Source organism: Rhodococcus sp. PAMC28707 (genome assembly GCF_004795915.1).
In the GTDB taxonomy this organism is placed as follows: Bacteria; Actinomycetota; Actinomycetes; order Mycobacteriales; family Mycobacteriaceae; genus Rhodococcoides.
In genome coordinates, this window is sequence record NZ_CP039253.1 from 762,400 (window position 1) to 782,355 (window position 19,956).

Here is a 19,956-nt window from a genome sequence, read left to right on the forward strand (position 1 = left end):
TCCTGTTCTAGAACAGTGCGGACTGAACCGCAGGCAACGTGGATCGGTAATCACCGAACCGAACCCGACGGCCCTTCAACTCGTGCAGGTCCACCACGTAGGAAGCGCCGTCGACGTCCACCACCGCAGCTTGTCCGATGCATGCGCGCACAGTGAAGCCGTGCGGGCCGATCGTGAGGTCGCTCGGATAGGAGACGCGGTTGCCTGTCGCGAGTTCACGGAATCCGGCTACCTGCCATGATTCGTCCACCGTGCGATAGGTGTCGTCACCGATCGGCGGGGCGATGGAGTTCCGCACTCTATCGGCCAGAGCTGCCGTCGCAGCGTCGAGACGGGCGGTGTCGACGGGCAGTGCGAGCGCCGCAGCTTTGATCGAGGATCGCACGGACTGCCGCACCTGTAGTTGCTCGGTCACCCTATCTTCGAGTACCCGAACCACCTTTCCGTCCGCTGCCCACGCGACATAGCGCGCGCACATGGCCCCTTGCTCGGCGAGCCTGCCCCATTTGCGGGTGTCGGCCGCGGTGCCGACCTTGTGCACACCGTTCGCAAAGGTCGCGATGTACAACCAATGTGGCTGCATCACATGGGCTTCGAGCTCACGGGAGACGAAGCCTCCGCGATGGATCGTGTGGACGAAGCGAAACGAGTCCTTCGACTCGCACCCTTCGCACTGCGAACCTGTCTCGACCGGCAACTGCTCGGGACACGGAACGTACTCGGAGGGCGCCCCTTTGCGGAATGCGATTCGCCCCGTACACCACCGCTGCGGCCCGAGCGCCTCGAACCCGACACGACCGCCGCGCAGTTCCACGTAATCGACCTCACGCGAGAGGACATCTACGACGCGCAATCGTGGGTCGCCTTCACTGGCCGGCCAGGTGACACCGAGGACGAGTGACGTGCTCAGCGCGGACCGAACTGGCGGTCGCCCGCATCACCGAGACCCGGAACGATGAAGGCATCGTCGTTGAGTCGATCGTCGATACTGGCGGTGACGAGCCGAACCGGTAGGCCCGAGTTCTCGAGTGCAGCGACCCCCTCGGGGGCAACCACCACGCAAATTGCAGTGACATCCGCCGCGCCTCGCTCCACCAACAACTCGATGGTGCGCACCATCGAGCCACCGGTGGCAAGCATCGGATCGAGAACGTAGACCGGTGTGCTCGACAGATCCTCGGGCAGCGATTCCATGTACGGCACCGGCTCATGGGTCTTCTCGTCGCGCGCCATTCCGACGAAGCCGACGCGGGACTGAGGAATCAAGCTGCTCGCCTTCTCGACCATGCCGAGCCCGGCACGCAAGACCGGCACGAGCAGCGGCGGCTGCGACAGACGGGTGCCCTGCGTGAGAGCAACCGGCGTCTTCACCTCGAAGGTGGTGATCGCGGCGTCCCTGGTGGCCTCGTACACCAACATGTGGGTGAGCTGGCGCAGCGCCGACCGAAAAGTTGCGTTGTCGCTGCGCTCGTCGCGCATCGTCGTCAGTAGGGCAGCAGCCAAGGGATGTTCGACGACATGTGTATCCATGAGAAGAAGGATAAGTGCGGGAACCGATCGGGCCTCACTTGCGTCAAAACCTGTGTAGATCCATTTCAGATGCAGAACAGTCCCGAGGGGAACACCGATGGCAGAAGTATCGGCAACAGCGGCTGGAATACTCGCGTATTCCGCGACGGCCGGGACGATGTCCGCGCAAGTGACGAGCGCCGCCGCAGCGGCCACAGCCTGCGGTCCTGCCGTCCTGACGCCGGTGTTCGGGGCGATCGGCAGTGAGTTCCTCGCCGCATTCACCGGCACCCACTCCGCCCACACCGCTGCGTTGGCACGTCTGGCCGAAGTACTGGGCAGCATCGGTAGCGCAGCCGCTGGTTCGGCTGCCGGTTATCAGGCAACCGACGCAGCGGCAGCCGGGCGCCTACTGTGATCGACGTTCTGACTCGCCCGATCATCGACCTCCTCGGCGCCTTCGGATCGGGTGAGATTCCCACCGGTGGGCCCGCCGACGTCATTCGCTCTTCCTCCTCCGCATTGGATGCGGTCGAGCGGATCGGGGTGAACGCTGTGGCCGAGCTGGCAGGTTCATGGAGCGGGCCCGCAGCAGTAGCAGCAATCGAGCTGGCTGGGGCCGCCCACACGAGCGCCATCGCACTTGCCGATCACGGAAACGAGATCGCTGCGGTCGTGGATCGAGCGTGTGAGAAGGTCCAGACCGGAATTCTCGAACTGAACGGAATACTTCAGTCGTTCGTGTCCATTGCCGTCGCGGCAGCCCCAGTCCTGTTCACCCCTGCCGGTCAGTCGATGGTCATCGCGGCAGCCATCGAGCACTTGGAACGCGCCCTTGCCGTCGTGGCGCGGGTTCGAGCCGAGCTTGCAGTGCACGCAGCCGAGGTCGGGCGTTATCTCGCGCCGCCCTCGGTACCTGCCCCTGCAGGCACCGAAGCTTCGACACCACCTGCCGCAGCGCCACCGGCCGGGCCTGCACCGACAGCACCCGCGAGTTCGGATCCTGCAGGCCAGTTCGTGCGCAACTTCGCTCAATCGGTGTCCGCTCCCCCGTCGTCGATGACCCCGGACAGCGCCTCGAACCTGCTTTCCTCACCCAACGCAACGACGTCACCCACCGCAACGATGCCGAATCAGGGGCCGGCGATGTACAGCGGCGCAACACCACGAGAGCCCGGTGACGTCGGTGCGAAGGGCACGGGCGTCGAGGTCGCGCTACCTGACGGAAGCGTCGTGACGGCTCCGAACGAACAGGCAGCAGGCGCGGTCCGAAACGCACTGAGTCAACAGGGCACGCCGTACGTGTGGGGCGGCACCGAACCGGGCCGCGGCCTCGATTGCAGCGGCCTCACTCAGTGGGCCTACGCGGAGCAGGGGGTCGAGCTCCCCCGGCTGGCGCAGGAGCAAGATATCGGCACCCCGGTGACCCAGGACGAGCTCATGCCCGGAGATCTTGCAATCTGGGACGGCCATGTCGCCATGGTGATCGGTAACGGACAATTCGTCGAAGCTGGAGATCCAGTGCAGGTCAGCGATATCCGAACGACCAACAGCGGTATGGGCTTCAAAGGTTTCTACAGGCCGACCGAATGATCGAGATCTCGGCTACTGCTGCCACGCGCTCGGACTCGGTTCGCGTCCGAGCCACCGAAAGTGGGACCCCGACGGAAATCCATGTCGATCGAAGCGAATTCCACTACGGTGGAACAGAATTGGCCCGAACAATCCTGCACTTGTGCGCGCGTGCCACCGAACTCGCGCAAGCCGAGCGCCGCACCCTTCTCGAAAACGACGGTATGGAGGCCCACATTCTCGATCGCCTCGGGCTGCCGCGGGCATCGACGGTAGCCGCTGAAGAAAATCGACGACTGGACGTAGAACCTGCACCGACGAGTTGGCTGAGGTCGGTATGACCGACAACGCCGTCGAAGCACTTGTGTCCCGAGCCGACCTCGCCCTGGACACCATGCACCTCGCGTCGGAGGGGCTCGTACACCTGCGTATCACCAGGCATTCGGCAGATGGGCTGGTCGGTGTGACGGTCGACAGCACCGGGGCCATGGTGGGTCTGGAATTGGCCGAAGATCTCTCTCGCCAGTCCGCACGGAAACTCACCGAGTCCATCACCGGAGTCGCCGCCGCGGCTGCTCGCGACGCACTCGACCAGCGTCGGCGGATCCTCGAACGGATGCGAAGTTCACTATCGGCGACCTGAGATAGGCTTCCGGCCATGGCTGGCGACATCATCCCGATCGAACTCTGTCTCACCCGCGGCAACTTCGTCACCCTCTGGGCTCCGGAGTGGCACGAAGGAGACGACGAGTGGGAAGCATTCCTCGGACGCGACGAGGACCTCTACGGATTCGAGGCCGTCGCGCACCTCGCGGCGTTCATCAGAAACGACAGCGACAACGACCTCGTCGACCACCCCTCGTGGACCGTGGTCTCGGCTCTCGCAGCCAATGAACTCGAACCCGATGATCTTCACCGTTTCGACCTCGTCGGTGTTCCCGAACTGGTCGCCGAGGATCCCGACTCCGATGTCCTCAGCGAGCTCGCGGCAACCTTCGAAATGGTCCAGACCCTCGGTGATGTCTGTGAACTGAGCACGGTCACCGCATTTTTCGCCGGTAACCCACATCTGGGATCAGTGGGAATGGGCGTGGAGGCATACCTGGGCAAGGACGGTCAGGACCTCTGGGATCGGATCGGCACCTCGATCGCGAAGAGTTGGGGTGCGGTGATCGACGCCATCGACTCGGTCGTGACGACACCCGATGTCGACAGCGCGGCCGTCGACGTGGCCGAAGCGGAACTGCTCGCGGCCGCGGAGAACATCGTCGATGTCGACGATGTATCGAACGACGACGAAACCGATGACGACGACGAGACCGACGACGAAACTCCGGATCCCATCGCCGACGCAGCCGCGGAGGAGAGCTTCTGGACCTCTGTCGGCATCGACCCGATCCGGATCATCACCTCGGACGAAACGCTGTACACACTGCGCTGCTACATCGACGACGATCCGATCTTCCTCGGCCGCGCAGGCGCCATCACCGTCTTCGGATCCGAACGCGCACTGGCTCGCTACCTCGCCGACGACCATGACCACGAACTGGCAAAGGTGAGTACGTACGCCGAAGTACAGACCGCCGCGGTGGACGGATCGCTCCGTATCGAGGTGACCGACGAGAACGTGTACGTCCTTCCCGGACTGGCGGACGATCTGGCCGACGGGCCCACGGCCGTCGACGCGGATCAGCTCGATCTTGCAGTGGAGTTGTTCACCGACGCAGCCGACTTCGCGGAGGACGATTCCGTCGAAACGGCACTGGCGAGTTCCACCCCGCTGGGCTGGTTCGTGTCCTACACTCTCGAGCCCGATCCGAACAGGCTCGCGCCCAGTGCCCCGTTCCATGTCGAGTCGGAGGCGTGGCGTGAACTCGAGCGCGAGTTCGAGGGTCGTCTGCGCAAGGAGTGAAGTTCCGCTAGCCGATCAGTACTGCGTAGCCGGGCTTGACGATGTCGTCGATGATCTCGAGACGCTCGTCGAACGGGATGAAGGCCGACTTCATGGCGTTGATGGTGAAGCGCTCGAGATCGGTCCATCCGTAGCCGAATGTGGTGACCAGCTTGTGCATTTCACGGCTCATCGAGGTGTCGCTCATGAGCCGATTGTCGGTGTTCACCGTGACACGGAACCGGAGTCTGGCAAGCAGATCGAACGGATGCTTCTGCAGGCTCTCCACGGCTCCGGTCTGCACGTTCGAACTCGGACACAATTCGAGGGGCATCCGCGTATCCCGAACGTAGGCGGCGAGTAGTCCCAGTGATGCCGTGCCGTCGGGCGCGACGGTGATGTCGTCGGTTATCCGGACACCGTGACCGAGCCGATCCGTGCCGCAGAATGCGACAGCCTCTTGAATGGACGGCAGACCGAAGGCCTCGCCGGCATGAATTGTGAAGTGTGCGTTGGCTGCTCGCATGTATTCGAACGCGGCGAGGTGGCGACTCGGAGGGAACCCTGCCTCGGCACCGGCGATGTCGAAGCCGACGACGCCGCGGTCACGGAACCGTACGGCCAGTTCGGCGATCTCCCGCGAGCGTGCGGCATGTCGCATGGCGGTGAGCAGGCACCCCACCCGAATTCGCTTGCCTTTCACTTGCGCTGCAGATTCTCCGGCACGAAAGCCCGCCAGTACATGTTCGACGACCTCGTCCAGCGAGAGTCCCCGCTCGAGATGCTGTTCGGGTGCGAATCGAACCTCGGCGTAGACGACCGAGTCGTCGGCCAGATCCTCGGCGCACTCCTGGGCTACCCGCGAAAGACCCTCGGGCGTCTGCATCACCGCAACGGTGTGGGCAAAAGTCTCGAGATACCGCTCGAGCGAACCGCTGTCGGCGGCATTGCGGAACCACTCCCCCAGCGCCGCGCCATCGGTCGCTGGAAGACCGTCGTATCCGCACTGATCGGCGAGTTCGAGAACCGTCTGCGGGCGCAATCCACCATCGAGATGATCGTGCAGCAGCGCTTTCGGAGCAGTCTTGATGGAACTGGAGTCGAGCGGCATCGCGCCGCCGGAAAGTGTCGAAAAAATCTCGGCGGTGCTCATACCGTGAACGGTAGCCCGCCGAGTCCGAGCTGTCCTGGGCTCGACCTACCGTCCGACACGATCGAGCACGATGGGCGATATTCCGGGCGCGGAGTGACCGATGCTCCAGGCCGCACTGATCGCCTCGGTTGCATAGTCGAACTTCTCCGGTGTGTCGGTATAGAGCGTGGCGAGTTGCTGGCCGGCGACAACTCGATCCCCCGGCTTGGCATGCAGGCGTACCCCCGCACCGGCCTGAACGGGCTCGCCCTGGCGCTCACGTCCGGCGCCCAACCTCCAGGCCGCGACGCCCACCGCCATGGCGTCGAGTTCGGTGATGAAACCGTCCTGCTCTGCCGTGACGGTCCGAGATTCCTTCGCCACTGGAAGCGGCGCATCCGGATCGCCACCCTGGGCGGCCACCATCGCTCGCCACCGATCCATGGCGGAGCCGTCGGCAAGCTTGTCCGCGGGGTCGATTCCCTCGATACCGGCCACGGTCAGCATGGTTCGGGCCAGTGTGATCGTCAGCTCGACGATGTCCGCGGGGCCGCCGCCGCTCAGCACCTCGAGCGATTCCTCGACTTCGAGAGCGTTGCCCGCAGTCATCCCCAGCGGGGCATCCATAGCGGTGAGAAGTGCGACCGTGCGCACCCCGGCATCGGAGCCGAGAGCAACCATGGCTGTGGCGAGTTCACGAGCATCGTCGATGTTCTTCATGAAGGCGCCTGCCCCGACCTTGACGTCGAGCACCAGTCCGCTGGTTCCCTCGGCGATCTTCTTGCTCATGATCGAGCTGGCGATCAGGGGAATGGATTCGACGGTTCCGGTGACGTCGCGAAGTGCGTAGAGCCTCTTGTCCGCGGGCGCCAGGTCTGCGCCCGCTGCGCACACCACCGCGCCCACAGCCGAATCGGCCAGAATCGAGTGGATTTCCGCTGCGCTCAGATCGGCGCGCCACCCAGCGATGGACTCGAGCTTGTCGAGGGTGCCACCGGTATGGCCGAGGCCCCGACCGGACAGCTGCGGCACCGCCGCTCCACATGCGGCGACGAGCGGAGCCAACGGCAGGGTGATCTTGTCGCCGACGCCTCCGGTCGAATGCTTGTCGACGGTCGGTCGAGCGATATCGGAGAAGTCCATCCTGCTGCCCGAGTCGATCATCGCGGCCGTCCAGTCGCTCAGCTCTCTCCGGTCGAGACCGCGCCAGAGAATCGCCATCGCGAGTGCGGACATCTGCTCGTCGGCGACGGTGCCGCGAGTGAACCCGTCGATGACCCAGTCGATCTGCCGCTTGGTCAGTATGTGTCCGTCGCGCTTGGCGGCGATGATCGATACGGCGTCAGACATGCTCGCTCTCCCGTCCCGCTGCGAGATCATCGGGGCCGAATGCGGAGGGCAGTAGATCGCCCAGCGACACAGGGCCCGCGTCGGTGTCGACGATCAACTGTGCGCCACCGAACTCGAACAGAAGTTGCCTACATCGGCCGCACGGCATCAGCTTTGCTCCGCGACTGTCACAGCAGGTGAAGGCGATCAGACGTCCGCCGCCAGTGGAATGCAAGTTCGAGACCAATCCACACTCTGCGCACAGGCCCAAACCATATGAGACATTTTCCACATTGCATCCCGTCACGATTCGGTCATCGTCTACGAGCGCGGCCGCACCCACAGGGTAGTTCGAATAGGGTGCATAGGCTTGCCTCATTACCCGATGAGCGCTGTCTCGCAAGGGTTTCCAGTCGATTTCCGGCATACCTGCAATCAAATCACGAACACTCGTCACGTGCAGCCTCGCTACTGAACCCATCACGTAAAATTGGGAAGGCATACCTAACAAAGATTTTCGGGTCGGTACGAACCTCGAGTCGAATTAGTTCCGCGTTTCCATGGGGATTACAGTTCGAAGAAGGAGGCTCTTCTTTAACCGTTGAGCCGGAGTAAGACAAATCGAGCCGGTCACAGTCCGGGGCCCAGGCTCGATGCGTCCATCAATGACGTTGGAGGCATTGCACTCGATGAGTAGCACGACGGAAGCCGCTCCGGCCAAGGAGCGAAAGCGGTCGCTGTACCGCGGTGATCCGGGAATGTGGTCCTGGGTCTTACACCGAATCACGGGCGTGTTGACGTTCTTCTTCCTGTTCGTCCACGTCTTGGACACGGCAATGGTTCGTGTCAACCCCGAAACGTACGACGCGATCATCGACACCTACAAGACCCCACTCGTGGGCTTGATGGAGCTCGGTCTCGTCGCTGCGGTGCTCTATCACGCACTCAACGGTATTCGCGTCATGCTGGTGGACTTCTGGTCCAAGGGACCGAAGTACCAGAAGCTGATGTTGTGGGTCATCGCCGCGGTATGGATCGCGGTCATGGTTCCGGGGGCAGGAAGAATCTTCTACAACATGTTCACAGCGAGCGGGCACTGATGGCAATGACACACGGACCCGAGGCCAAGTCCCTCGGCAGGATCTACGACCGTCCGGCAAGTCTGGACAACCCACGTTCCCCGCGCCGTAAGTCGAGGAGCAACTTCGAGCTCTACGCGTGGCTGTTCATGCGCTTCTCAGGGCTGGCGCTCGTCGTCCTCGTCCTGGGCCACATGTTCATCATGCTGATGCTCGACGAGGGTGTGCACCGCATCAACTTCGCATTCGTAGCGGGCCGCTGGTCGAGCCCGTTCTGGCAGTTCTGGGACCTCTCCATGCTCTGGCTTGCTCAGTTGCATGGCGGCAACGGTCTGCGGACGATCATCGCGGACTATTCACGCAAGGATTCGACGCGATTCTGGCTGACGACACTGCTCGTGCTGTCCATGATTCTCATCATGGGACTGGGTACGTACGTCATCTTCACCTTCGATCCGAACATTTCGGCGAGCTAAGGGAACTGAAGCATTCATGCAGGAATATCGTTATGACGTGCTCATCGTCGGCGCCGGTGGCGCAGGCATGCGAGCGGCCATCGAGGCCGGGCCCCGCGCCCGCACCGCAGTTCTGACCAAGCTCTACCCCACTCGTTCGCATACCGGCGCAGCTCAGGGCGGAATGTGCGCAGCGCTGGCCAATGTCGAGGAAGACAACTGGGAGTGGCACACGTTCGATACCGTCAAGGGTGGCGACTATCTCGCCGACCAGGACGCTGTGGAGATCATGGCCAAGGAAGCGATCGACGCCGTTCTCGACCTCGAGAAGATGGGCCTGCCGTTCAACCGCACGCCCGAGGGCAAGATCGACCAGCGCCGGTTCGGTGGCCACACCCGTGACCACGGCAAGGCGCCCGTTCGTCGCGCGTGTTACGCCGCCGACCGCACCGGACACATGATCCTGCAGACGCTCTACCAGAACTGCGTCAAGCACGACGTCGAGTTCTTCAACGAGTTCTACGCACTCGACCTGTGCCTCACCGAGACCGAAGACGGCCCGGTAGCCACCGGCATCATCGCGTACGAACTGTCGACCGGTGAGCTGCACATCTTCCACGCCAAGTCGATCATCTTCGCAACCGGCGGTTCGGGACGTATGTACAAGACGACGTCCAACGCCCACACCCTCACCGGCGACGGCATGGGCATCGTCTTCCGTAAGGGCCTCCCGCTCGAAGACATGGAGTTCCATCAGTTCCATCCGACAGGCCTCGCCGGTCTTGGGATCCTGATCTCCGAAGCCGTTCGCGGTGAGGGAGGCATCCTTCGTAACGAATCCGGTGAGCGCTTCATGGAGCGCTATGCCCCGACCATCAAGGATCTCGCACCCCGCGACATCGTTGCGCGGTCGATGGTTCTCGAAGTTCTCGAAGGGCGTGGCGGCGGTCCCAACAAGGACTACGTCTACATCGACGTCACGCACATCCCAGAAGAAGTTCTGGACGAGAAGCTCCCCGACATCATGGAGTTCTCCCGCACCTATCTCGGTGTGGATCCGGTCAAGGAGCCCGTGCCGGTCTACCCGACGTGCCACTACGTCATGGGCGGTATCCCCACCAAGATCAACGGTGAGGTGCTGCGCAACAACGACGACATCGTGCACGGCCTGTACGCGGCCGGCGAGTGTGCATGTGTTTCGGTACACGGCGCCAACCGCCTCGGCACCAACTCACTGCTGGACATCAACGTCTTCGGTCGTCGCGCCGGAATCGCCGCAGCTCTGCACGCCAACTCGGTCGACTTCACGCCTCTTCCCGAAGAGCCCGCGAAAATGGTCCAAGAATGGCTCGCACTCGTATTGTCCGATCACGGCCACGAGCGTGCGGCCGACATCCGGACCGAACTGCAGCAGTCGATGGACAACAACGCCTCGGTGTTCCGTACCGAGGAGCGACTCGAGACCGCACTGAAGGATGTTCGCGCCCTCAAGGAGCGTTACAACCACATCACGGTGCAGGACAAGGGAGCTCGGTACAACAGCGACCTCCTCGAGGCAGTCGAACTCGGCTTCCTGCTCGAAATGGCGGAGGTCACCGTCGTCGGTGCACTCAACCGCAAGGAATCACGTGGCGGACACGCTCGTGAGGACTACCCGGACCGCAACGACGCGGAATACATGAAGCACACCATGGCCTACAAGCAAGGCGAAGGTCTGCTGACCGACATCCGTCTGGACTACAAGCCGGTAGTGCAGACCCGCTACGAGCCGATGGAGCGGAAGTACTGATATGAGCGCCCCCACTCTCGACAAGGCAGACCAGTCCTCGCAGCCGCCCGTTCCCAACGGCGCGGTCATGGTGACTCTCAAGATCGCCCGCTTCAATCCGGAGAGCGGCGACGGACAGCGCTGGGACAGCTTTCAGGTCCCGACGTTGCCGACCGACCGCCTGCTGAACCTGTTGATGTACGTCAAGGGTTACCTCGACGGCACGCTGACCTTCCGCCGCTCCTGCGCCCACGGCGTGTGCGGTAGTGATGCGATGCGCATCAACGGAGTCAACCGTCTGGCCTGCAAGGTGCTGATGCGCGACATGCTTCCGAAGGATTCGTCGAAGTCGCTGACCATCACGATCGAGCCCATCAAGGGTCTTCCGGTCGAGAAGGATCTGATCGTCGACATGGAGCCGTTCTTCGACGCGTTCCGTGCCGTCAAGCCGTTCTTGATGACTACGGGTAACGAGCCGACGCGTGAGCGGATCCAGTCCGCCGCCGACCGCGCTCGGTTCGACGACACCACCAAGTGCATCCTGTGCGCTTGCTGCACCACCTCGTGCCCCGTGTTCTGGAGCGACGGTAGCTACTTCGGACCCGCCGCCATCGTCAACGCACACCGGTTCATCTTCGACAGCCGCGACGAGGGTGCATCCGAGCGTCTGGACATCCTCAACGACGTCGAAGGCGTGTGGCGTTGCCGCACCACCTTCAACTGCACCGACGCTTGCCCTCGCGGCATTCAGGTGACGAAGGCGATCCAGGAAGTCAAGCGGGCTCTGCTCTTCGCTCGCTAAATTTTCGCAACCGCGTGAAAGGCGCATTCATACGATTCGATCGTATGAATGCGCCTTTCTTGCGTTTGCGGGTCGGACAGCAGATCTACCCTCGAGTTGATACTTTCGACACTGGGCATGAACACTTTCCAAGGGAAGGCTCGTCATGGGCGTAACAGTCGGTGTGATCGGCCTCGGCCGGATCGGCGCTTTTCACACCGACACTCTGAGCACACTCGACGGAGTCGACGGCCTCGTCGTCACCGACGCACGCGCTGACCTCACGGCAACTGTCGCAGCGAAGTTCGGCACACTGCCGGTCGATTCCGCACAGGCGCTGCTGGCATCGGGAGTCGACGGCGTGGTCGTTGCCGCAGCCACGCCGTCGCACGCATCACTGGTCCTCGCGTGCGTCGACGCCGGAATTCCGGTGTTCTGCGAGAAGCCACTTGCCGCGACACCCGGTGAATGCCGTGCCATCGTGCAGAAGATCTCGATGTCCTCCGTCCCGGTACAGGTCGGATACAACCGAAGATTCGCACCCGCCTTCGTCGCTGCCAAAGACGCTGTGGTCTCCGGTGATCTCGGTTGGCTGCATACCGTCCGCTCCACGACATTGGACCCAGCGCCCCCGTCGATGGAGTACATCGCAGTTTCCGGCGGCATCTTCCGCGACTGCAGCGTGCACGACTTCGACATCGTCCGGTGGATCGTCGGCCGCGAGGTCATCGAGGTGTACGCAGCGGGCGCCAACCAGGGTGATGCACGGTTCACCGTAGCCGGTGACGTCGACACTGCCACGATCATCCTCACGTTCGACAACGGCACGATCGGTGTCGTGTCCAACACCCGCTACAACGCCCGCGGTTACGACTGTCGGCTCGAAGTGCACGGATCGACAGACTCCGTCGTCGCCGGTTGGGATGAGCAGATTCCGGTCCGCAACCTGGAAGTAGGCGTGAGATTCCCCAGCGGTATCCCCCATACCTCCTTCATGGACCGATTCACGACGGCGTATCGGGCAGAACTCACCGCGTTCGTCGATGTGATCGTGGGCCGACGCGAATCACCCTGCACCGCAAGCGATGCACTCGAAGTGGCTTTCATTGCGGAGGCCGCAACCCTGTCGCTACAGCAGCACCGCCCGGTGCGAATAGACGAGGTCCGCCTGTGACCACGAGCGACATCGCCGACATTCGTATTGCCGGAGCACCGATTTCGTGGGGCGTCTGCGAGGTCCCCGGATGGGGATATCAGATGGCGTCCGAGCGAGTTCTGAGCGAGATGCGCGACGCCGGGCTGACTGCGACCGAGATCGGGCCCAAGGGTTTTCTGCCAGTGGATCCACGTGAACTTGCAGCAACGCTGGAACGACATCATCTCGAGTGCGTCGGTGGATTCGCGCCGGTGTTGCTGCATCACGCTCAGCACGACCCGGTTCCTGGGATTGCCCCACTGCTCGACGCGTTCGTCGCCTCCCGCGCCGAGGTACTCGTCTTGGCTGCCGCGACCGGCTTGGACGGCTACGACTCGCGCCCCGAGCTCGATGATGCGCAGTGGGACACGTTGCTCGAGAACCTCGACCGTATGCAGGAGGCGGGTGCCGAGCGCAAGGTTCGTGTCGTTCTGCATCCACATGTGGGCACGGTCGTCGAGAAGCGCGAGGAGGTCGACCGGGTATTGGAAGGTTCGGCGATTCCTTTGTGCCTCGACACAGGTCACCTGCTGATCGGTGGCACCGATCCCCTCGAACTCGTCGAGGGGCACGCGAACCGCATCACGCATGTTCACCTCAAGGATGTCGACTCCGCACTCGCGGCTCGGGTCCGCGGCGGTGAGCTCACCTATACCGACGCTGTCGCCGAGGGGATGTACACCCGGTTGGGTACCGGTGACGTCGATATCGCCGGAGTCGTCAACGGCTTGCTCGACGTCGACTACGACGGCTGGTTCGTGCTCGAGCAGGACACCGTTCTCGTGTCCGAACCTACCGGCGCCGGTCCGGTCGCCGAAGTGATCGCCTGCGCCGAGTATCTGCGGAGCGTCGTCGACTCGCGCAGGCGGCCTGGTCACCGTGCCGCATACCGCGCAGGAGCAAGATCTTGACCAGCTCGGCCGGTGCCATCGACGTGCTCGCCATTGGACGCTGCGGTGTGGACCTCTACCCGTTGCAAACCGGTGTCGGCCTCGAACACGTCAAGACGTTCGGTAAATTTCTCGGTGGTAGTGCAGCGAACGTCTCGGTTGCGGCCGCGCGCCTGGGTTCGAGAACTGCGCTCATCTCAGGAGTCGGCAACGATCCTTTCGGACGGTTCGTCTCCGCTGAACTTGCTCGTTTGGGCGTCGACACTCGCTATGTCGTCACCGACCACCAGTTCGCCACCCCGGTGACGTTCTGTGAGATCTTCCCTCCCGAGAACTTTCCGCTGTACTTCTATCGCAAGCCCTCGGCCCCGGACCTGCACATCCGGCCCGAGGACATCGACTGTGCCGTCGTGGCGAACGCGCGTCTCTACTGGTCCACGGTGACCGGCCTGTCCGAAGAGCCCAGCCGCAGTGCACACTTCACCGCTTTCGAGGCACGAGCTCGAGCACCGTTGACAGTCCTCGATCTCGACTATCGACCGATGTTCTGGGAGTCACCCGCGGCAGCAACCGAGCAGGTACAGCGAGCGCTCCTCCAGGTCACGGTTGCCGTCGGCAACATCGAAGAGTGCGAGATCGCCGTCGACGAAACCGATCCGCACAAGGCCGCTGATGCACTGCTCGATCTCGGTGTCGAACTGGCAGTCGTCAAACAGGGCGCCAAGGGTGTTCTCGGCAAGACCAAGTCGCAGACGGTGACAGTTCCGCCGTACTTCGTCGACGTCGTCAACGGTCTCGGCGCCGGTGACAGTTTCGGCGGGTCACTCTGCCACGGGCTCCTCGCAGACTGGCCGCTGGAGATGATTCTTCGCTATGCCAACGCGGCCGGAGCTATCGTCGCTTCGCGTCTCGAATGCTCCACCGCGATGCCCACCGCGAGCGAGGTCGCTGCGCTTGCCGAGTCTCTCGATGTCTGAGCGCGTCAGCTCACCCGGTTCGATATCCTCCGCCGATACATATGTTGAGGTCAGCGCCATTCGCACACCAAAGGTGGTGAGATGACATATGAATTCCGAGTACTACATCGCCGCAGGCACCGGCGGCCACGGCGACTTCGACGTCGTCGTGACACCGACGTCCGCGGGGTGGACCGAGTCCAGCCTGTGGATTCTGAATCTCGCTGCGGGCCGATCCGCGGAACTGCTATCCGAGCGGGACGAGATCCTGATCGTGCCGCTTTCGGGATCTGCTGCCGTGACCAGTGACGGCACCACATTCGAACTACGGGGCCGACGTTCGGTGTTCGACGGACCCACCGATTTCGTCTACGTCGGCAAGGGCTCCTCGTACTCCGTCTCGAGCGTCGATGGTGGGCGTTTTGCACTGTGCGGCGCGCGTGCAGCGTCGAAGTTGCCGTTTCGCTACGTTCCTGCGGCGGAAGTTTCGGTCGAACTGCGCGGGGCCGGTAACTGCAGCCGTCAGGTGCACAATTTCAGTACAGCGGACGCCTTCGATGCTGATTCGATCCTCGCGTGCGAGGTCATCACTCCGGGCGGGAACTGGTCCTCGTACCCGGGCCACAAGCACGACGAGAACACTGCCGAAGAGTCTGCCTTGGAAGAGATCTACTACTTCGAAATCGCTGAAGGGCCCAGCGAAAGCAGAGGATTCGGCTATCACCGCGTCTACGGCACGACAGATCGCCCTATCGAGGTCCTCGAAGAGGTCCGCACCGGCGATGTCGTCTTGGTGCCGCACGGATACCACGGCCCGTCGGTCGCCGCGCCGGGCTACGACATGTACTACCTCAACGTCATGGCCGGGGCGGGTGCCGTGCGCGCCTGGAACATCGTCGACGATCCCGAGCACTCCTGGATCCGAGGCACCTGGGCCGATCGCGCCGTCGACAACCGCCTTCCACTGTCAATCCCGACACCCCGCACCGCATCCGAGGGAGCATGACCGTGGTGCCCACTGTGCCGATCCCCGCGAACAAGTGCGACAACACCGAAGGGACGGTTCATCTCACGGTGAGCCAGGCGGTGGTGAAGTTCCTGGTGAACCAGTTCGTCGAACGCGACGGCCACCGCACCAGATTCTTCGCAGGCGCGTTCGGCATTTTCGGGCACGGCAACGTCGCCGGCCTCGGGCAGGCATTGCTGCAAGCCGAGATCGATGCCGCCGAAGCCGGCACCGAATCGGAACTGCCCTACGTCCTCGGTCGAAACGAGCAGGCCATGGTGCACAGCGCCGTCGCCTACGCACGTCAGAAGGACCGGTTGCAGACGTGGGCCGTAACCGCCAGCGTCGGGCCGGGTTCGACCAACATGCTCACCGGGGCTGCTCTCGCGACGATCAATCGATTGCCTGTATTGCTGCTCCCCGCAGACACTTTCGCGACGCGGGTCAGCGCGCCGGTACTGCAGGAGCTCGAACTCCCGTCCAGCGGTGACATCACCGTCAACGACGCATTCAAGCCACTGTCTCGATACTTCGACCGTCTCTGGCGACCGGAGCAGTTGCCGAGCGCACTGCTCGGCGCGATGCGGGTACTCACCGATCCGGTCGAGACAGGTGCAGCCACCGTTGCTATTCCTCAAGACGTTGCGGCCGAGGCGTTCGATTGGCCCGAGTCACTTTTTGCGCCGCGCACCTGGCACATCCGACGACCGTTACCGGAACCGTCGGTCATCGCCCGAGCCGCCGAGCTGATCCGCACGGCCGAGAGACCGTTGATCGTGGCCGGTGGCGGCGTCGTCTACTCCGGTGCTACCGACGCGCTCACTGCGTTTTGTGAGCAGACCGGTATCGCGGTGGGTCAGAGCCAAGCAGGCAAGGGATCGTTGCGGTACGACCATCCACAGTCGGTCGGCGCTATCGGGTCCACCGGCACGACTGCCGCCAACGCATTGGCTACCGACGCTGACGTGGTCATCGGAATCGGCACGCGGTACAGCGATTTCACGAGCGCGTCGCGGACCGCATTCAACAATCCGAATGTCCGCTTCGTCAACATCAACGTTGCGTCCATGGACTCGGTCAAACAGGGGGCACTCTCGGTGGTCTCCGACGCTCGCGAAGCACTCGAGGCCCTCACGGGCGCATTGGCCGACTACGAGGTGTCGAGCGAATATCGCACGCGAACAACGTCGTTGAACGAGGAATGGAACGCAACGGTCGCTTCGGCTTACCGGATCGACGATCCGACCGCACCGCTGAACCAGAGCCAGATCATCGGTCTGACGAACACGATGTCCGGGCCTTCGGATGTGGTCGTCTGTGCCGCGGGCTCGATGCCCGGCGATCTACACAAGCTCTGGCGCGTCCGGGACCCCAAGGGCTACCACGTCGAATATGGCTACTCGTGCATGGGCTACGAGGTCGCCGGCGGCATCGGAGCCAAAATGGCCGAGCCGAACCGCGACGTCTTCGTCATGGTCGGCGACGGTTCGTACCTGATGATGGCAACCGAGTTGGTCACCGCCGTACAGGAAGGTGTCAAGATCATCGTAATCCTGGTGCAGAATCATGGGTTCGCGTCCATCGGTTCGTTGTCGGAATCGCTCGGCTCTCAGCGATTCGGGACCGCGTACCGCTATCGCGACGACCGGGGTGGCGGTGTCCTTCCGGTGGACCTCGCGGCAAACGCGGCAAGCTTGGGCGTCGCGGTGGCGCGCGTGCGGAACTCTGCCGAGTTCTGCGATGCGATAGAGGCCGCCAAGGCGAGCGATAGAACCACCGTCATCCACGTAGAGACCGACCCATTGGTCGGCTCCCCCGATTCCGAATCCTGGTGGGATGTTCCGGTCAGCGCCACTTCGACGCTCGAGTCGACTCGAGCCGCACATGCAATCTACGAGAAATGGAAGAAGATCCAGCGCCCTTTCCTCCGACCGTCAGGAAACTGACCCGGCGCAATCGATACAGCGGCGAACAGCAGTGGGGCGTTCGGTGGGTCGGCGCAGGTTCGCCGATCGGAGCGCATACCGTGGTTCGCGATGAGAACGATCCTCCGGGTGACCGCTGCCCTCGCCACGACCGCTGCCCTGTTCGTCGCGAGCAGCCCTGCCCTCGCGCAGCCTGCCGCCGAGCCTCCGGCCGTGACGACTCCACCGTTCACGACGCCGAACACCGACGACTGCCCGTTCGCCACGTCACCGCCTCCGGCAATCGACCTCTCCGAGGTACCGACGCCAGGCGAGACTGTTCCCGCCCCACGACCCGTCCCTGCCGACCCGGTCGGTGGCTCACAGCTGAGCCGATGTGGCACCATCACCCCGGACGACGCTCCTCCGCTTCCAGCCGACATTTCTGCAACCGGGTGGGTGCTCTCGGATCTCGATTCCGGCGACGTCATCGCCGCGAAGGACCCACACGGCCGTTATCGGCCCGCGAGCACCATCAAAATCCTGTTGGCATTGGTGGCGCTGGACGAACTCGACCTCAGCAAGGTCGTCGTCGCGACGGCAGAGGACGCTAATGCCGAAGGTAGCGCAGTCGGAATCGGCAAAGACGGCGTCTACAGCAACTTTCAGCTGATGCAGGGTCTCGTGATGGCTTCGGGAAATGACGCCGCCCACGCTCTGGCGACCCAATTGGGTGGTGACGCCGCGGCGGTGGAGAAGATGAACGCGCTCGCCGAGTCGCTGGGCGCGCTGGACACGCACACTGCAACGCCGTCCGGCCTCGACGCACCAGGGATGTCCAGTTCTGCCTACGACCTCGCCTTGTTCTTCCGTGCCGCACTGGAAAATCCGACCTTCGCTGCGCTCATCTCGACCGAGACCGTTCAATTCCCAGGATTCCCCAAGGACCCCAGCATCCCGGATGATCAAGATCGCCCGGGTTTCATCCTGTCCAACGACAATCAACTTCTCTACAACTACGAAGGCGCTCTCGGCGGTAAGACCGGCTATACCGATGATGCTCGGCAAACGTTCGTCGGTGGTGCACAGAAGGACGGTAGAAGGCTGGCGGTGACGATCATGAAGGGCGACGTCTTACCCATCCGGCCCTGGGAGCAAGCAGCACGCCTGCTGGACTACGGATTTGCGCTTCCATCAGGGACGAGTGTCGGCACGCTGGTGGAGCCTGAGTCGGTCGGCGACGTCACGAGCACTCGAGCGACAGCCCCGGTCCCTGCGCTTGCAGCTCCGCCGGCGGATGGTGGGTCGATCGCCCGTGCGTCCGCTCTGGAAACGAGCGGCGACACGGCAGTCCGGGTTGGGATCGGTGCGATCGGACTACTCGTAGTGCTCGGGCTGATGCTGGGGGCGCGTCAACTCAACCGGCGCCGATGAGGCCGGCCGTCATTTACGACGGCCGAGCAACCCGGTAAGTCCTATCGCAGCGAGTGCTCCCGCACCGACGAGGGCGATGCCGCCTTTGAGGGACGGGCCGTCGCTGACCTCGACGCGGGTGGTGATGACCGCCGAGTCAGGCGGCGGCACGAATGCCATAGCCATGCTTTCACTCGTGGTCGCCGAGAAAGCTGTCGCGAACAGCACGAACCGTGAAGTCGTGAAGACGAATACGAGTAAACCGATGATGGGACCGAACACCACACCGGCAGGCCCGCTGGTCACCGATGCCAAATAGATGGCCGCTATCTGCTTGAAGATCTCGAAACCGATGGCAGCCAGCAGCCCGCCCATCAAGGCGCTACGAAACGGCACCGGCTCCCGTGGCAGACGCGAGATCACCCAGGTGAACAGGCCCCACGTCGCAATGAGCGCCAACAGCACCGACACGACCCGTAGGAAGATTCCGACACCCGGCACACTATCGAGCTTGAAGAACTCGAGTAGGCTCCGCATCACCGACCCGCCATTGAGCGCCGACAAGCCGAGCGAAACGACGATAGCCAGACCGAGACCGAAGAGCGCCGCCAGATCTTTCAACTTGGTCGCGACGAAACCGTCCTGCTCGCGTTGACTCTCCCACATCGCAGTCAGCGCAGCTCGAAGCTTCGCCACCCAACCCAGCCCCGCATACAACGCGCCCAAAAGACCGATGATGCCGACGCTTGCCCGTGACTCGATGGCTGACTCGATGAGCGAATTGACGGTCTCGCCCAAGCTGCCGGGGATACTCTCCGATATCTGAGTACTGATGCTGTTCAGCCACTCCGGGTGCCCCACGAGGACGAAGCCAGCTATCGCGAACGCCACCATGAGCAGCGGGAACAGCGCAAGCACACTGAAGTACGTCATTCCGGCGGCGTAGTAGTCGCCCATTTGTGCCTGATAACGCTGTGCGGCCCTGACCGTATGGTCGAGCCACGGCCACTTGTCCCGGCGTTGCTGCAGTATCGCTGTGAAGTCGGGAACGACAATCACCCTCTCGCCTGTCTCTG

The 19,956-nt window shown here is 63.0% G+C and carries 21 protein-coding genes; 15 read left to right on the top strand and 6 right to left on the bottom strand.

Annotated features, from left to right (window positions below; all coding sequences use genetic code 11):
• Window positions 1-7: 7 nt before the first annotated feature.
• Window positions 8-853, bottom strand: a complete 846-nt coding sequence (locus tag E5720_RS03515) for a DUF2797 domain-containing protein (protein WP_247596149.1) — start codon at window positions 851-853, stop codon at window positions 8-10.
• 53 nt (window positions 854-906) lie between these two features.
• Window positions 907-1,530: a uracil phosphoribosyltransferase gene (upp, locus tag E5720_RS03520; protein WP_136169494.1), complete on the bottom strand. Its 624-nt coding sequence runs from the start codon at window positions 1,528-1,530 to the stop codon at window positions 907-909.
• Between the two features lie 97 nt (window positions 1,531-1,627).
• Between upp and E5720_RS03525 the strand changes: the two genes are divergently transcribed.
• From E5720_RS03525 to E5720_RS03545, 5 genes are read left to right on the top strand one after another with little or no spacing between them, the layout of a single operon-like run.
• Window positions 1,628-1,927 (top strand): type VII secretion target, encoded by a 300-nt coding sequence (locus E5720_RS03525; RefSeq protein ID WP_136169495.1) that lies wholly within the window; start codon window positions 1,628-1,630, stop codon window positions 1,925-1,927.
• Window positions 1,924-3,102, top strand: coding sequence for a C40 family peptidase (locus E5720_RS03530; protein WP_136169496.1), 1,179 nt, complete (start codon window positions 1,924-1,926; stop codon window positions 3,100-3,102). The genes E5720_RS03525 and E5720_RS03530 overlap by 4 nt, the downstream gene beginning before the upstream one ends.
• Complete coding sequence (locus tag E5720_RS03535; RefSeq protein WP_136169497.1) at window positions 3,099-3,422, top strand: hypothetical protein; 324 nt, start codon at window positions 3,099-3,101, stop codon at window positions 3,420-3,422. Before E5720_RS03530 ends, E5720_RS03535 begins: the two co-directional genes overlap by 4 nt.
• On the top strand, window positions 3,419-3,724 hold the full coding sequence (locus E5720_RS03540) for a YbaB/EbfC family nucleoid-associated protein (RefSeq protein ID WP_247596150.1): 306 nt from the start codon (window positions 3,419-3,421) through the stop codon (window positions 3,722-3,724). The genes E5720_RS03535 and E5720_RS03540 overlap by 4 nt, the downstream gene beginning before the upstream one ends.
• Window positions 3,725-3,739: 15 nt before the next feature.
• Window positions 3,740-4,993, top strand: a complete 1,254-nt coding sequence (locus E5720_RS03545) for a primosomal protein (protein WP_136169499.1) — start codon at window positions 3,740-3,742, stop codon at window positions 4,991-4,993.
• Window positions 4,994-5,000: 7 nt separating this feature from the next.
• Here E5720_RS03545 and E5720_RS03550 read toward each other — a convergent pair whose 3' ends face one another.
• The 3 genes from E5720_RS03550 to E5720_RS03560 are packed head-to-tail and all read right to left on the bottom strand — an operon-like array spanning window position 5,001 to window position 7,860.
• Entirely contained in the window at window positions 5,001-6,125 is a 1,125-nt protein-coding gene (locus E5720_RS03550; RefSeq protein ID WP_136169500.1) for an adenosine deaminase, read from the bottom strand.
• A gap of 45 nt (window positions 6,126-6,170) precedes the next feature.
• Window positions 6,171-7,454: a thymidine phosphorylase gene (locus E5720_RS03555; RefSeq protein WP_136169501.1), complete on the bottom strand. Its 1,284-nt coding sequence runs from the start codon at window positions 7,452-7,454 to the stop codon at window positions 6,171-6,173.
• Window positions 7,447-7,860, bottom strand: coding sequence for a cytidine deaminase (locus E5720_RS03560; protein WP_136172422.1), 414 nt, complete (start codon window positions 7,858-7,860; stop codon window positions 7,447-7,449). Before E5720_RS03560 ends, E5720_RS03555 begins: the two co-directional genes overlap by 8 nt.
• Window positions 7,861-8,122: 262 nt before the next feature.
• Here E5720_RS03560 and sdhC point away from each other — a divergent pair, with 262 nt between their 5' ends.
• The 10 genes from sdhC to E5720_RS03610 all read left to right on the top strand — a co-directional run bounded on the left by sdhC (window position 8,123) and on the right by E5720_RS03610 (window position 18,901).
• Window positions 8,123-8,533 (top strand): succinate dehydrogenase, cytochrome b556 subunit, encoded by a 411-nt coding sequence (gene sdhC, locus E5720_RS03565; protein WP_136169502.1) that lies wholly within the window; start codon window positions 8,123-8,125, stop codon window positions 8,531-8,533.
• Window positions 8,533-8,988 (top strand): succinate dehydrogenase hydrophobic membrane anchor subunit, encoded by a 456-nt coding sequence (locus E5720_RS03570; RefSeq protein ID WP_136169503.1) that lies wholly within the window; start codon window positions 8,533-8,535, stop codon window positions 8,986-8,988. The genes sdhC and E5720_RS03570 overlap by 1 nt, the downstream gene beginning before the upstream one ends.
• A gap of 16 nt (window positions 8,989-9,004) precedes the next feature.
• A complete protein-coding gene (gene sdhA, locus E5720_RS03575; RefSeq protein WP_136169504.1) occupies window positions 9,005-10,756 on the top strand; it encodes a succinate dehydrogenase flavoprotein subunit in 1,752 nt (583 codons plus the stop codon).
• Between the two features lies 1 nt (window position 10,757).
• Window positions 10,758-11,537 carry a succinate dehydrogenase iron-sulfur subunit gene (locus tag E5720_RS03580; RefSeq protein WP_084349039.1) on the top strand — a complete coding sequence of 260 codons (780 nt, stop codon included), beginning with the start codon at window positions 10,758-10,760 and terminating at the stop codon, window positions 11,535-11,537.
• A gap of 145 nt (window positions 11,538-11,682) precedes the next feature.
• Window positions 11,683-12,690 (top strand): Gfo/Idh/MocA family oxidoreductase, encoded by a 1,008-nt coding sequence (locus E5720_RS03585; RefSeq protein WP_136169505.1) that lies wholly within the window; start codon window positions 11,683-11,685, stop codon window positions 12,688-12,690.
• Between the two features lie 11 nt (window positions 12,691-12,701).
• Window positions 12,702-13,622 (top strand): TIM barrel protein, encoded by a 921-nt coding sequence (locus E5720_RS03590; RefSeq protein WP_247596283.1) that lies wholly within the window; start codon window positions 12,702-12,704, stop codon window positions 13,620-13,622.
• Window positions 13,619-14,578: a 5-dehydro-2-deoxygluconokinase gene (gene iolC, locus E5720_RS03595; protein WP_136169506.1), complete on the top strand. Its 960-nt coding sequence runs from the start codon at window positions 13,619-13,621 to the stop codon at window positions 14,576-14,578. The genes E5720_RS03590 and iolC overlap by 4 nt, the downstream gene beginning before the upstream one ends.
• An 88-nt stretch (window positions 14,579-14,666) precedes the next feature.
• Window positions 14,667-15,563 carry a 5-deoxy-glucuronate isomerase gene (gene iolB, locus E5720_RS03600; protein WP_136169507.1) on the top strand — a complete coding sequence of 299 codons (897 nt, stop codon included), beginning with the start codon at window positions 14,667-14,669 and terminating at the stop codon, window positions 15,561-15,563.
• Entirely contained in the window at window positions 15,560-17,509 is a 1,950-nt protein-coding gene (iolD, locus tag E5720_RS03605) for a 3D-(3,5/4)-trihydroxycyclohexane-1,2-dione acylhydrolase (decyclizing) (RefSeq protein ID WP_136169508.1), read from the top strand. Before iolB ends, iolD begins: the two co-directional genes overlap by 4 nt.
• A 90-nt stretch (window positions 17,510-17,599) precedes the next feature.
• Window positions 17,600-18,901, top strand: coding sequence for a D-alanyl-D-alanine carboxypeptidase family protein (locus E5720_RS03610; RefSeq protein WP_136169509.1), 1,302 nt, complete (start codon window positions 17,600-17,602; stop codon window positions 18,899-18,901).
• Between the two features lie 9 nt (window positions 18,902-18,910).
• Here the strand turns inward: E5720_RS03610 and yhjD are convergent, their stop codons facing one another.
• Window positions 18,911-19,939 carry an inner membrane protein YhjD gene (gene yhjD / locus E5720_RS03615; protein WP_136169510.1) on the bottom strand — a complete coding sequence of 343 codons (1,029 nt, stop codon included), beginning with the start codon at window positions 19,937-19,939 and terminating at the stop codon, window positions 18,911-18,913.
• Window positions 19,940-19,956: the final 17 nt, after the last annotated feature.